Annotated in this window: 1 protein-coding gene; it reads left to right on the top strand. The window is 62.3% G+C overall.

What is annotated here, in order from left to right; all coding sequences use genetic code 11:
* Positions 1-281: hypothetical protein (locus tag RT97_RS33640; RefSeq protein ID WP_216595195.1), on the top strand; the 281-nt coding region annotated here is incomplete at both ends.

The following is a 281-nucleotide window of genomic DNA, read 5'->3' on the forward strand; positions in this document are numbered from 1 at the left end:
GTCGAAGTCGACAAGCTGCTGACACTGCTGTTAGTCGAGCTGAGACCGGTCGACAGGCTCGAGATACCACTGGTAGCGGTGCTCAGGCCAGACGAGGTGGAGGTCGACAGGCTGCTCACGCTGCTGTTGGTCGAACTCAGGCCGGTCGAAAGGCTCGAGATGCCGCTTGTCGCGGTGCTCAGGCCCGATGACGTCGAGGTGGACAAGCTGCTAACGCTGCTGTTCGTTGAGCTCAGGCCCGTCGAAAGACTCGAGATGCCGCTCGTCGCGGTGCTCAGGCC

The organism is Variovorax paradoxus, assembly GCF_000834655.1.
Lineage (GTDB): Bacteria > Pseudomonadota > Gammaproteobacteria > Burkholderiales > Burkholderiaceae_C > Variovorax > Variovorax paradoxus_F.